The following is a 13,511-nucleotide window of genomic DNA, read 5'->3' on the forward strand; positions in this document are numbered from 1 at the left end:
TAACGGACTACAGTGTCACCGAAGCACAGCAACGACCCATGCTCTCTATGGCAGTCGACTATGCCGGACGTAGTTTTGGTTTTTTCCTGACGCCACAATTTCAGGAAATAGCACCAGTGGGTATGCCCCCTGAAAAAGTAATAACTGGTAAAACCATAAAAACCGGTAAAAGTGATCAAACCTTACAGCCCCATCGGCTCCCACCGGTGGCATCTCCCATTTGAGGCAGAATCAGGTTTCACTTTTACCGGTTTTTCCACTTTTCCAGGTTTGTTCGTTATTCACTTTTTCAGGGGGCGGACTTGCATTACACGCTCCCTATGCGGGGACTTCGTCGAACACGTCTACCAGACGATAGATTTTCGCGTTGTTCGTCTCTCCCTCGGATTCCAACCACAACACGGTGCTGATTGTTCGATTCTTTTGAGAGTATCTTTGGATGCAACGCCGCACTCGTCGATGCGAAAGACCATGCTCCTTGCAGTAGCTGAGTAGCTCAGACTGTTTCGCCTCGCCTTGCTGCAACCGTTCTTCAATCCGTTCAATCACATCCTGATCCGTAGCAATCTGTTCCCGCTCTTTGCGCCGCGTCAGCACGTCTTCATAGCTTTCATGCAATCGGACATTCCGGTGCTGATCAATTTCCCAGGTGATCTTATCTATTGCCGCCCTTGTCTTATTTGGAAGCGTGGAAACAACCATAGAGCCGTCTGACCGTTTCTCCGGCAGCAAGTAAATCAGTTCATCACAGTCATTCCGCAGGTCCACAGTGCCTTCATATACCGGCAACCCGTCATCCCCTTTGTATTTGTTGGTATGAGCCAGGAGAATGATAGTCATCCCTCTGGCGGTGAGCGCCCTCAGCGTCATAAACACGTTCTTTGCATCGCGCTTGCTGAGAACATCACACATCTTCTTCCAGGTATCGAAAATGAACACGTAGTCGGAATAGTCACCCTCCGCCAGTCTCATTTTTTCAAGCATTTTCACTACATCATCCATGGACTTGCCGACCTTCATGTCTGGCAACAACAACCGAATACCCTTTTCTTTCGCCATAGCGTGATAGGGTTTGGCATCACCACCCGATACATCAGCATTCACGTAAACCACGGTGTAACCTTTCTGGACCATCTCCCCGGCGAGATGGAAAAATATAGTGGTTTTCCCCCCGTTGGCCTCCGCCACCACTGCTACCAAATGACCGCGCACGATCAGCCCATCAGCAATGAACTCAGAATTCTGAATCTCGTCCATTTCGTCATCACTCACCTCGAAGCCTCCTATCCAGCCCAACGGATCATCACCAGAAACCGAAACATCATCATCAAACTCATCAGCAAGCCCCCGACTTTTCGCCAGCACTTTTGCCAGAGTGTATTTCCACACCCACTCCATTGCGGATTTCTTATCGTCTCCCCGCCGGTCTATGGCAGCGCTTGCCAGAAAGAGCTCCTTATCAGTGAGCACCGTCAGGATTGATTCAACGTTCACCCCCGCACTCACCATTTCCTGACACACCGCAAACAGTGCTTTAGAGCGGTCAGGGTTGCCCTCTGAATCGAGGTATTTCTCCATCCCTTCACCGTCCCTGACCAGGGCTTTCATATGCCCGCTTACTCCCATATCATCCAATGACACCAGCGGTGCATCATCATCCCAATCCAGATCACCGACAGTGAGACTTGCGTCAGTGCTGGCGGATTCTCCGAACCAATCCGAATACAATGTATTGAGGGCGGCGCCGCCTGCCTTAACGGTGCCCAATCCTTCCACCACGTCAGCCGTTATCGTGAAGAACCGGCCTTCCTGATACATTTCCCTGCCTGCCTTGCTGTCGCAATGGCCTTTGCCGGGCAGCTTCCCCTTGCAGATAATGTGCAGCCCTTTTCCAGACGGTGATCTTTCGGTGAATGATTGCAGCTCATCCACTGCCCGCCGTACGTCATCCCGCAGGTTCCCCGACTCGTCAAAGCAGTTATCCAGGTCCACCCCTACGAACGGGTCATCCGCGGTGAAGACAAACCCGATTCCGGCATAACCTCCCATCATGTAAGCCATGCAAACATCGTCAAAGGTGCCCCAGTGTTCCCGCTTGCTGGTACTGGCCTTCTTTCTAGTCTTAGGGTTGTAGGGGACCTTGGTGACTTTCTTGGTGCCATCCCGCTTTGTGATCGTTACGGCCTTCCAGGGTACCCATTGCGGGTACTCCTGAAGCTCCATTGGCACCGCTGACCACTTTGGTTCTGGTACCTCCGGTGGTATATCCGGGACCATCTGTTCAGTGCTTGCCGAAGACATCGGGCACCCTCCTTATCACTTTTATCTGCACCAACTTGCCGGGCAGCTTTTCCGCCATTCCGGTGTAAAACCTCACAGGTACATCCGCGGGAATTATCTTCCTGATGTTCGGTAAACACGCATCAGGCCAGGCATCAGAGAACAACCAATTCAGGCTTATGAATATCCGTCCGTGCAGTTCATACACCGGCTGACCATCCGCCTCTGCCTTCCTCATAGCGCGGGTATCTGAGACACACGCACCACGGGGTGTAATGAACAAACGGCCTTCCTGGTCCCTCAGAACAAGCCGCATGCTTTCCGACAACGGCCAGGACAGCGGCGCTTCAAACGCTTCAACTTGAATGACAGACATGATCGATCCTCCCTCACGCTTGCTGGCTTTCGGTAGTGTTTTGCGGCTGAGCCAGCAACTGATCTACAGCGTCAGCAGGCCAAGCCAGAAGGCGGTTCGGAAGCTTTATCGGGCGGATACCACACCAGTGGCCTTTCCGACAAAGGGAGGCTCGGATTGAGCCAGGCTGGACACCGTGACGGAAAGCAACTTCCTCGGTGGAATACGCCGAAACAGCGTCACGGGCACGGTTTAGGATTTCACATTGTTGGTTTTTGACTCGCATGGTTATACCCCTTCGTTTTGGTCATCGCGAGTCACGATGATAGAAGGGGTATTTTCAGAAATAGGACAAAAAGTATTTGCCCCTATTCGTCTGTCTTCTTCCCTTTCGGTCTACCTCTTTTGATGGTCCACCCCTTGATATCGGCAGCATCTTTACGGTCATTGTTTACAGCCTTCAGCAGTGCACCGGAAGTTTTCCACTTATCAGGCCAAGGCAACGAGGCATCATCGGAAAAATGGAAACCGTCCTTTCCCTCAGCCAGCGCTTCAACAACCTGTTCAATGGCGCCGGGCACAGTCAGTTCCTCCCCTTCTTCCTGTTCGTGCAAATACCGCAGTCCGTGAACCGTGTTCACCAGGTAGTCTTTATCCCCCCGGTTTTTCTCTCTCCCGCGCGTACCATCGAATGCCCGGTATCCAAACATAAAGGCCAGCCAGTCATCCGTTACCTCAGCCAATTTGAGAGTCTTCCGCGGCGTGGATGATGCCTGCCAGGCTTGCTTCCAATCCTCCGGCACAAACGACAGCGGTTTCCCATCGGTGAGAATGAACCGAATCCCCTCCGGCGAGAACTCGACATCAGACACCAGGAAATAGCCCTCAGGTGTGCGGCTCTGCTTTATCGAATCCGCAGTGCCGTATAACGCAGCATCGGCAGGGAGCGTAAAAGTTAGAGGGCGGTGACGGGAAGCCCACTCGTCGTTCATCACAATATGGATGGGCTTACCCATCAAACGCAGGAACCAGGTCACTATTACCCCCGCATCCCTTCCAGGCGATTCACTGCTGCTTCCATAAGATCAGCCACCCTCCGGTGTGCTTCCAGGGCTTCCAGCAGATCCGCCAGCGAGTCGGTCTTATACAGCGGGTCATGCTTCGTTTCTTCCTGAATATCACTGTCGGTCTGCATCATCACGGTGAAGGCACCGAGTCTGCCTGACCGGGTTTCCTGCATTGCCTGTTCAAGCTGGCGGGCTTCCTGTTCGGTGATAACACCGGCTTTGGTGTACTGCATCATCGGTCCTTTCTCCCATTGTTCCCGGCTGGCAGGTTCACTGTTTCACGGCTCGCAGGCGCTGGCCTGCCACCGGTGGTTCAAACTTGATTCCGGCCTGTTCCAGAATCCAGCTTTCTATTTTCGTGTGCCACTGCTTCAACAGGTCTAGCGGTCTCTGGCGGTAGTGCTTTTCAACGGTGGCGCTGGGCTTGTGCCCCTGGATTTGTGCTACGATTCCGGCGGGCACCTCTACCCATTCCGACAGAGTTCCGAATGACCGCCTGAGACCATGCAGGGTTAGCCCCTCAATGCCTGCCACCTTTAGGGCGCGGGTATGTTGTGCCCGTGGCTCGACAAGGTGCCCACTCTCCGCAGTGGGGCTGGAAAATACCCATTCATTCCGGCGGGGCAACGATTCAATCAGGAAGGCTACATAAGGAGTCAGCGGAATCGCCCGTTCTCCTTCAACCTTGTCACGGATTGCCAGACTTCCCCACCTTGTATCAACGTCTGCCCATTGCAGGGTTGATAACTCTCCCCGCCGGGCACCGGTGAGCAACAGGATTTGCAGGTAAGCAGCAATGACCGGGTTATGGATTTTCTGGACAGCATCAAACCAGACGGGCAACTGTTCCCGTTGCAGGCAATCCGCCTTCACTCCTTTGCGAGGTAGGGTTTGTTTCGCCAGCCGGGTAGAGCAGGCATCAGGCCTCGCCAATCCCCGATAACGGGGTTGATCGTCGCACCAGTGCAGGAAGGCCCGCAGAAGTGCAAATGCTAACCGGGCTTGTGTGGGCCGGTCCTTCGCTTCCTTCTGCAACCACTGCCCCACGGTGTGACTATCTATGTCCGCCAGCTTCACGGAAAGCAACGGGGTCAGCACTCCGGGTTGTGTTTTTCCCTTTCCACGTTTGCGGGGTTCGCCACCGGGCTTGCTGATCTTCAGGTGGTCTTTGCGGTGGTGCTCACCCCAACGGGGCGTCCGGGCTTCAATGTAGTCTGACCAGGCATCAGCCACGGTGGCATCAGCCCGCTTTGATTCCTTCTGGGCTTCCCTGACCTCCGCCAGCCTTTGTTTCTTTTCCAACCGGGGGTCTATGCCCTGATCCACCAGCGTGCCAAGCTTACGGGCTTCAGCGCGGGCATCATCAATGCCCCAGGTCTTCACGTCACCGATAGTCACCCGCAGGGCTTTACCGTCTATCCGGCCCTGATAGATGAATGCTTTGGTCTTTGCGGTGGCACGAACTGCTAACCCTGGCACCGTGGAATCCCACAAGAACGCTTGCTTGCCATCAGCACCGGGGGTAAACCCGTCTACCCTGCCCGCTGTCAGATTTACCCTCATCCCTGCCACCCCTCGAAACGTGTAAGCAATATGTAAGCAGATTTCGAGAATACGAGTAAATTTCGATCAATACAATAGGAAGACAGAAATTCAACTAATAGTTGAATTTAAAGGGTTTTAGTGGGTTTTTGGAAGGGTCGATCAATGCGGAAAAACGCAGATTTTTAGGGATTGAAAATCCCCGTGTCGGTGGTTCGATTCCGCCTCCGGGCACCATCATATTCAATGACTTAGCCCGCCTCGTGCGGGCTTTGTTGTTTCTGCACCGTCATCAGCCGTTCAGGCAGGGAGCATACACGCGGAGGTGCGCTCAAACTGTTTCACTAATCGCTGTCCTCCTCATTTATCTATGGCAGCCGGTCCAATCTTAAGATGTGCTTTGTCGGTGGGGCTCCACACAAACAAAAAAGGCCAGGCACGAGGCCTGGCCATAAGGTGCGGGAGACCGCTCCAAGCCTTCAGTCCCCAAGATTTCCGAGACGGCCTGCCTCAACAATTTCAATCCAGTAACCGTCAACATCCTTGATGAACGCTACATCCCTCATCTTGCCATCTTCCGGACGCTTCACGTAGGTGACCTCGTTGGCGTCAAACCAAGCGATGGCAGCGTCCAGATCCGGCACTGAAATGCAGATGTGACCGAAGCCCTGAGGTTGGGCGTTGCCATCGTGATAGCTGAAGCCCTCCTGATCTTCCGTTCCCCAGTTATGAGTCAACTCAAGGATGCCTGTCTGACTGAAGGTCCAGACCGTCCGATCGCTTTTGTTGTCCGGCACTGAGTGCTCTGCGGCTAATGGAGTCAAAAAGTACAGTGAGAACTGCATCTCTTCAAAGTCGAGACGTCGCAGCACGGTCATGCCCAGAACATGCGTATAAAAGGCCAGGGATTTCTCTGGATCTTTTATCCGGAGCATCGTGTGATTCAAACGGAAACCTGCCGAATCTTTCGTTGGTGACTTCACGCCTGGGTAGTTTTCACCGGAAAAGCTCATACTCTATTTCTCTTGCTGGTTGGTGGTTCGCTTAGCGGGAGCGACTCAGACTGCTCCCTGCTTTAACATCTGCCCCATCTTCTCGGACTGCCTCAGTGCCAGGGCGACGATTGTCAGAGTCGGGTTTTCCGCCGCCGAAGTCGTGAACTGGCTGCCGTCAGAAATAAACAGGTTCGGGATATCATGGGTCTGGCCAGTGCCATTGCAGACCCCATCCTCGGCCTTCTGGCTCATCCGGCAAGAGCCGAGGTTGTGAGTGGACGGGTATGGCGGGGTACGGATAGTCTCCAGAGCACCCACAGCCCCGTATATGGCTTCGCCCCTCTCGAAAGCATGCTCGCGCATGGCAATGTCGTTTGGATGGTCGTCGTAATGCACGTTGGCAACCGGCATGCCATAGGCGTCCTTGACCTCCGTATTGAGCGAAATGCGGTTGGATTCACGAGGCATATCCTCGCCTACAAGCCACATCCCCGCCATATTGTCATATTGGTCCATTGCCCGCGTGAAGTCCTTTCCCCAGGCTCCAGGGTTGAGAAACGCAGCCATGAACGGCAGTCCGAGTGAGAGAGTTTCCATTTCATAGCCGCCCACGAATCCACGGGAGGGATCATGATGGGCCTCGTCCGAGATGATTCCGGCCATGGTAGTACCACGATACATGTGAACCGGCTTGTCGAAGGTGGCGTACACCGAGCCCGTCATGTGTCGCATGTAGTTTCTTCCCACCTGGCCTGAGCTGTTGGCCAGACCATCGGGGAACATCGAAGAAGCGGAGTTCAGCAGAAGCCGCGGAGTCTCGATGGAGTTCCCCGCAGCAGCCACAACACGAGCTTTTTGACGCTGCTCTTTGCCATTTTTATCAAAGTAGACAACGGCATTCACCCGACCTTTCTTGTCGTGTTCAATCCGGGCCACGTGGGACTCGGGCCGGATCTCGAGATGCCCCGTAGCAATACCCTCAGGTAGTTCGGAATAGAGTGTTGACCACTTGGCTCCGAAGCGACACCCCTGAAAGCAGAAACCACGCTGCTGGCAGGCCAGTCGACCGTTCCGGGGCTGACTGTTGATGGCCATGTGGCCGGTGTTACAGTTGTAGCCCAGCTTCTTTGCGCCCGCGTACATCACTTTGAAGTTATTGTTGCCGGGCAATCCGCCAATGCCGTTCGTCCGGGTAACACCCATCCGGTCTTCGGCAACTGCATAGTAGGGGGCCAGCTCGTCATAACCGACGGGCCAGTCAAGCAGGTTGGCGTCTTTGACCGGGCCGTAGTGGGTCAGCGCCTGGAACTCATGAGGTTGGAACCGCAGACTCGCGCCCGCCCAATGAATGGTGGTACCACCCACTGCTTTTACAATCCAGGCCGGAAGCCCGGCAAAGTCCGTAGCCAGGCGAAAGCTGCCTGAAGTTGTTCTGGGGTCGAGCCAGGCGAGTTGGGAAAATGACGCCCACTCGTCTGCCAGAAAGTCGGCCGTGGTGTGTAGTGCACCCGCCTCCAGAACCACAGTGTTGATACCCTGTCGGGCAAGGCCGTTGGCCAGGGTGCCGCCGCCGGCACCGGATCCGATGACCACTACAACGTCGTCGTCATCATGGGAGAAGGTTGCCTGTTTTTCAGTCAATGACATGGGATTTCTCCAGACTGTTTTTTATAGGAATTATCAAATGGAGCAATTTAGAATCAGCCTGGTAAGCGTGGCTTGATTCCGCTGTCTGCCGGCGCAGGGTCTGGCAACCACTCAAGATCGTTAAAACCGGCATAGAGGTAACCACCATCACCCTTGGCACCCTCATAGCCGAAGTGTGCGAAGGCCAGTTCATTGTTATAAAGTGAGACCACCGCAGTGCTACGGATGGTTTCGAAGAACTGGGTACCGGCAATTGCCTCGACATGGCGGAATTGTTCCTCAGAGTCTAAAGCAAGCCAGTCACCACCAGCCCGCCGGTTGAGGTCCTTCAAGCCAGTGTCCATTAGTGAATGCGTAGCCGGGTTTTTGTCGAGATCTCTGACCACAAACGCATAGACCGCGTCTTCAAGAGTCTCGTGTGGAAAGATGTGCCGGGTAAGTTTGAGGAGTGTCTCGGCCTCGGTCGTGGTGAGCATTTGCAGCGGCAACGACCAGGCTCTCGATGGAGCGAGTAACGCAATGGCTCCATTGCTGAATGCCAGGGCTCCGATCAGGGCGTTACGGCTGTTTCTGAGAAAGTTTCTGCGGGATAATGACATGGTGACTCCCCCAAAAGGCGTACGACCTCCTAATGTTCAGCAGTTCGGCGCCTTCATCTTGTTGTTGTGGTTTTATTGCGCTTTCGGCAAGTAGAGTCAGGGTAATCAGGCAGAAGCCTGCCTGGTAGGAAAAATTCTGGCTTTCTAAATTCCGGAAAATGGAACAATGTCGTCTATGCTGACGAGACCGTGCCCCCGGAGAGATCCATGTACGATCGCTTTCGCCTGCTCAAGATCTTTGTTACCACAGCCCATTCCGAAAGTTTCCGGGATGCCGCTTTCCAGTTGGGAACCTCGCCCCAGACCATCAGCCGGGCCGTGAAAGAGCTCGAGGACCAATTGGGAGAGCTGCTTTTCCATCGAAGTACGCGACAGATCCAGATCACGAAATTTGGCGAGCAGTTTCTGAGTGAATCCAGCAGCCTGATGGCTGAGCTGGAGCTTTTATTCGAACAATCGGACACGTCGGACAATCAGCGATATGCAGGGCGGGTCGGAATTACAGCACCCCACTCAGTGGGCAGGAGGCACATTCTCCCTTTGCTGGAACCGTTGATCAGGGCCGCGCCCGAGTGCCTGATCGACCTGCGTCTTGAAGATGAGGTGACCGACACTGTCGGAGCACAGATCGATATAGGAATCCGGGTTGGAGCCCTCCTCGACAATCGGTTTGTCGCCCGGGAGGCGGCAAAGGTCCCTCTTATGGTGGTGGCAACTCCAAAACTGATCGCTAGGGTTGGGGAGCCTAAGCGAATTTCGGACTTGATGACACGCCCTGTTTCCGGACGGATCGACCGTAACTCTGGCCGGGTCTGGCCGTGGCGATTCAATGGCTTCACCCATACGCCACACGCTCCAAGGTTTTTATCGGACGATCCTGAGGCCGAGCTGCAGGCGGTAATGAATGGCTGGGTATTTGGACAGATTGCAGCGTTCCTTGTCATTCCCTATATCCGCGAAGGCTTGCTTGTGCCCGTCCTGAGGGAATTTGAACCCCCACCACTCTCGCTTTTCGTTTACAGGCCACAGCGGGGACCGGTGCCACCCAGGGTCAGGCGAGTCTTCGACACGCTGTCAGAGAGCTTTGCCGATGAAGAGCAGTTCCCCTCCCTGCTTTAAGCCGATGAAGACCTCATGTAGCCTTTGGGCTCAAGAGAATTGCATAGACAAATGCGCGTTCGCGGTTACCAGCAGGTATGAGTCGTCGATGGAGGCTATGCCTTGTTCTGCAAATAGCACTCAAGATCGGCCAGGCCTAGCGGATAACTGAACCAGTAACCCTCTGCGAGCTGGCAGGACTGTCGCCGCAAAAACTCTAGTTGCTCGGCGGTTTCTATACCCTCCCCCACAACCCGGAGGTCCAGCATCCGGGCCAGCCCGACCAATGCCGAAACAATAGTGGCCGCTTCCGTCGTGGTTGGCGCGGCCTGGATGAACTGGCGGTCGATCTTGATCGCATTGACCGGCAACGAACTGAGATAGACCAGGGAGCCATAGCCGGTACCGAAATCATCGATTGAAATGTGGACACCAAGTTCGGCAACGTCGTGAAGCGCGAGATGCGGGAGGTCGTCCTCGCGAGCCTGCCTGCGCTGAATTTCCTGCAAAAGCCTTTCTGGAAAGCATCGGTAACGATATCCAGCGACCTCTGCAATCTGCAATCCAGCTAATCTTCGCCTGACGGCGAACCCTATGCTGCCCTTGCCTGCTACCGGTGGTTCGATTTCCTCTCCGGTCACCCTTGAGGGGTACGGGCCATTTGCTCACAATAATGATGCAATCTTTCAGGTAGATCCGTCGGACATACACCACACTGTTTATTCCCCGGAACCGCATAGTCGATGAATTTGGGATACGCGAGATCGAGCCTGTCCATGATCTCCCGAAACTCCTCAAGGCTTTTTCCCTGACCCAATCGGATATTGCGATCCTTCTCCTGACCAATTTTCGAAATGCGCCGTTGCTTGTAATCATGGGCCGGATAGACCAGATAGTCCTCCGGTAGGGTGAAAAGCTTTTCAGTTACGGACCGATAGAGGGCATCAGTACTGCCGTTCTGAAAATCCGTTCTGCCGCAACCTTCGATCAGGAGAGCGTCGCCCGTAAAAATACGGTCGTCCAGGCGGTAGGCGAAATGGCCGTCGGTATGGCCCGGCGTATGAATAGGCTGCAGGCTGAGCCGGCCTACCTGCAACGGTTTCCCCTCTTCAACTCCCAGGTCCGTGCAGGGCAGGCAGTCCATGGCGGGTGCCGCGATTTTGCTGCCCGTTTTCTGTTTCAGCTCTCGGGCGGAGGTGATGTGATCGGCGTGGATGTGGGTGTCCAGAGTGTATTCCAGCTTAAGCCCCAGCCTGGCCAGCTCTGCAAGGTCACGCTCGATCGAGTTGACGACCGGATCGATCAGGACCGCTCGCCCGGTTTCCTCGCAGCCCAACAGATAGGTGTAAGTGCTGGATACGGGTTCAAACAGCTGTCGAAAAATCATCGGCTACTCCCTGTCGGCGTGTGTTTCTCCTCAAACTCTAGCCTAATTTCCGGGACAACCCCCAACTCAAACTTCAGGTGAAACGGTCTCCCCAGCCATCACCGCCACCCGGTTACGGCCATTCGCTTTGGCATGGTACAGAGCCTGATCCGCCTCTTTCATCACTTCAGTAATATCCATCTCCGTCTTCAGGGTTGCAACACCAACACTGACCGTAAAGATGATCACGTCGCCATCATGCGTGACGCTGGCATGCTCCACGGCCTGTCGAAGGCGCTCGGCAAGTATCTTCGCACCGTCCCCTGTGGTGTAAGGAAGAACAGCAACGAATTCCTCCCCACCCAGACGGCCGAAGATATCCCCGGTCCGACAGGTTTCACGAATAATCCCGGCGAGTCGCCGCAGCACCTCATCGCCGCCGGCATGTCCGAAAGTGTCGTTGACCTTCTTGAAGTGGTCACAGTCGATCATCAGCAGCGAGAGCGGGTGATGATGGCGGCGGGCGTTGGCAATGTGGCTCTCCGCCTGTTCGATTACGGCGCGCCGGTTATTCAGGCCCGTCAACTGATCCGTGTTGGCCGCAGTCTTGAGTGCGGCCTCAGCCTGCTTGAGTTCCGTGACCGACTCATGACTGACCACCACTCGACCGCTACCATCGCTCATTGGCAGCACCTTCATCCGGTACCAGCGCTCGCCACCCGGGCCAGGGCAGGGATAGACGTGTTCGAACTCCTTACTGGTTCCGGTGATCACCGCGGACAGGCCCTCAGCGACCAGGTCCGCACCTTCGGCATGGTCGCCTTCGGCACCCTGGCAGGTACTGAGGTAGTTCTGTCCGATATGGCTGGTCGAGTCGCTGGCACCATTTTCCTGGCCAAACCGGCGCCACGCGGCATTTACACTGATAATCTCCCCCGTGGGAGATACGATCGCAATCGCCGGCGAAACGGAATCCAGCACCCCCTGGGCAAATCGCTGACTCTGACGGACCCGGTCATAGGACAACGCTGTTCGCTCCAGCGCCCGCAACTGAACGAGCATCATCGTCGCCATCAATGCAAGGACCAACGCCAACACCCCCGTCGACTGCACAAATCGGCGCTCGAAAGGCATGATCACACTGTTCATTCCCATCACGGTATTGATCACGAAAGGAAGACTGTCAGAGGCGAGATAGTAGGCAAGCTTCTGCTCGCCATCATAAGGTGAGTACCCCACGAAAGTTCCCGCAGGGCTCTGGTGGATGAGGCTGGTGTAGATGGGATGCCGGGTGAGATCCTGTTCGGCAATATCCGGCAGCAATGGCGCCCGCATCAGGAGCTCGCCGTCACGCCGGAACAATCCGACCGCCGCCCCCGGGCCCAGGTCGAGTGACCGGTAGAACGCCTGGAAATAGCCGATCTCCAGCGATGCGAGCACCACCCCTGCGAAGTTCCCATCACTATCATCGAGACGACGGCTATAGGTGAATATGGGCTTGCCGGATGTACCTGCGGCCACCAGTTCACCCAGATGCCGCGTTGCACCGGCTTTATGGGCCTCAAAGTAGTCGCGGTGGCTGTAATTGCCGCCAGGTGGCGGAAACTGACGGCTGAACAGGCGGAAGTCGCCCTGGGCGTCAAGGATTATCAGGGCACTGACCTGAGGGAGCGATTCGGCGGTTGCCCTGAGGTTTCGCCACTCCTCTCGGGACTCAGTGATCGAACCAAGGCCACTGGTCCTGGCTTGCCTCGCAACCTCACCGAAAACCAGGTCGATGGGATCGAAACTCCGGTAGACATGCTCCTCGAGTACGCGGGAAAGGTTCGCCGCCAGCTGCTCGGCATCCTTCCGGACCGCCACGCTTTCCTCATGGTTGAAGTGGGCCCATCCCAGTATGCAGATCACGACCATGAGACCGTACGAGCCAAGGACCAGGCCGGGAGCCTTGCCTGGAGGTTTTTTGAGCCTGTGAACGAGGTGGCCAAGCAACGCCAGGGCAAGGAGCGCCTGAAGAGCCGCACTCTGTGGAGGCATGGAAAGCAGCAGCACGCGGCCCGAGGGGTCCTGGAACCAGTAGGCATAAACCACGAGCTTGTAAATGCAGACCAGAAGGGCGCACAGCGCCGCCACACCTGTCGCTACCACCTGCAACTGGCGGGTGGCGCGAAGGCTCAGCATGCCGACGGCCAACAGCAGGAAGGTGGCAGCTGACGGCAATGATAACGGCGCGGCATCCAGCGGGAGCCCTTTCGGAAACCCACCGACCAAGCCCCACAAGGCGAGGACCAGGACAACGGTTCCTGCAGCGGGCGATAACCACCGCCACTGACCGGACATGAACACCGTCGCCGTCGATATTCCACCGAAGAGCAGAGCAAAGCCTCCGATGGCCCCCACATCCGAACGGTCGGGCAGCGGTACGGGCAGGATCGGTATGGAACCCCACCACCCGAGTACAATCAGCAAGCCTCCGGCCGCGGCAACGAGGGAAAGAATGACCGCCAGGCGGAATGCGAGTTGCCGGATTTTCGGAGCAGGAGACATGGGCAGGGCTACGGG

Annotated in this window: 12 protein-coding genes; 1 reads left to right on the forward strand and 11 read right to left on the reverse strand. The window is 55.6% G+C overall.

The window, feature by feature from the left end; translation table 11 throughout:
• Positions 1-318 precede the first annotated feature (318 nt).
• The 8 genes from BM346_RS07495 to BM346_RS07535 form a co-directional block, all read right to left on the reverse strand.
• Positions 319-2,301 carry a hypothetical protein gene (locus tag BM346_RS07495; protein WP_139229917.1) on the reverse strand — a complete coding sequence of 661 codons (1,983 nt, stop codon included), beginning with the start codon at positions 2,299-2,301 and terminating at the stop codon, positions 319-321.
• On the reverse strand, positions 2,282-2,656 hold the full coding sequence (locus BM346_RS07500; protein WP_092010318.1) for a hypothetical protein: 375 nt from the start codon (positions 2,654-2,656) through the stop codon (positions 2,282-2,284). Before BM346_RS07500 ends, BM346_RS07495 begins: the two co-directional genes overlap by 20 nt.
• A gap of 347 nt (positions 2,657-3,003) precedes the next feature.
• Positions 3,004-3,672, reverse strand: coding sequence for a hypothetical protein (locus BM346_RS07510; RefSeq protein WP_092010324.1), 669 nt, complete (start codon positions 3,670-3,672; stop codon positions 3,004-3,006).
• 2 nt (positions 3,673-3,674) lie between these two features.
• Positions 3,675-3,938: a hypothetical protein gene (locus BM346_RS07515; protein ID WP_139229918.1), complete on the reverse strand. Its 264-nt coding sequence runs from the start codon at positions 3,936-3,938 to the stop codon at positions 3,675-3,677.
• Between the two features lie 34 nt (positions 3,939-3,972).
• The gene (locus BM346_RS07520; RefSeq protein ID WP_092010329.1) at positions 3,973-5,265 is read right to left on the reverse strand and encodes a tyrosine-type recombinase/integrase; all 1,293 of its coding nucleotides are present in this window, start codon (positions 5,263-5,265) and stop codon (positions 3,973-3,975) included.
• A gap of 458 nt (positions 5,266-5,723) precedes the next feature.
• A complete protein-coding gene (gloA, locus tag BM346_RS07525) occupies positions 5,724-6,257 on the reverse strand; it encodes a lactoylglutathione lyase (protein ID WP_092010332.1) in 534 nt (177 codons plus the stop codon).
• 45 nt (positions 6,258-6,302) lie between these two features.
• Positions 6,303-7,886 (reverse strand): GMC family oxidoreductase, encoded by a 1,584-nt coding sequence (locus BM346_RS07530; RefSeq protein WP_092010335.1) that lies wholly within the window; start codon positions 7,884-7,886, stop codon positions 6,303-6,305.
• A 53-nt stretch (positions 7,887-7,939) separates the two neighbouring features.
• Positions 7,940-8,485: a hypothetical protein gene (locus BM346_RS07535; protein WP_092010338.1), complete on the reverse strand. Its 546-nt coding sequence runs from the start codon at positions 8,483-8,485 to the stop codon at positions 7,940-7,942.
• A gap of 207 nt (positions 8,486-8,692) precedes the next feature.
• Here BM346_RS07535 and BM346_RS07540 point away from each other — a divergent pair, with 207 nt between their 5' ends.
• Positions 8,693-9,604, forward strand: coding sequence for a LysR family transcriptional regulator (locus tag BM346_RS07540; protein WP_092010341.1), 912 nt, complete (start codon positions 8,693-8,695; stop codon positions 9,602-9,604).
• 95 nt (positions 9,605-9,699) lie between these two features.
• Here the strand turns inward: BM346_RS07540 and BM346_RS07545 are convergent, their stop codons facing one another.
• The 3 genes from BM346_RS07545 to BM346_RS07555 form a co-directional block, all read right to left on the reverse strand.
• Positions 9,700-10,092 carry an EAL domain-containing protein gene (locus BM346_RS07545; protein WP_265013559.1) on the reverse strand — a complete coding sequence of 131 codons (393 nt, stop codon included), beginning with the start codon at positions 10,090-10,092 and terminating at the stop codon, positions 9,700-9,702.
• 128 nt (positions 10,093-10,220) lie between these two features.
• The gene (locus BM346_RS07550; RefSeq protein WP_092010348.1) at positions 10,221-10,970 is read right to left on the reverse strand and encodes an MBL fold metallo-hydrolase; all 750 of its coding nucleotides are present in this window, start codon (positions 10,968-10,970) and stop codon (positions 10,221-10,223) included.
• Positions 10,971-11,036: 66 nt separating this feature from the next.
• A complete protein-coding gene (locus tag BM346_RS07555) occupies positions 11,037-13,496 on the reverse strand; it encodes a diguanylate cyclase (RefSeq protein WP_139229919.1) in 2,460 nt (819 codons plus the stop codon).
• Positions 13,497-13,511 lie beyond the last annotated feature (15 nt).

Source organism: Marinobacter daqiaonensis, from assembly GCF_900115285.1.
In the GTDB taxonomy this organism is placed as follows: Bacteria; Pseudomonadota; Gammaproteobacteria; order Pseudomonadales; family Oleiphilaceae; genus Marinobacter; species Marinobacter daqiaonensis.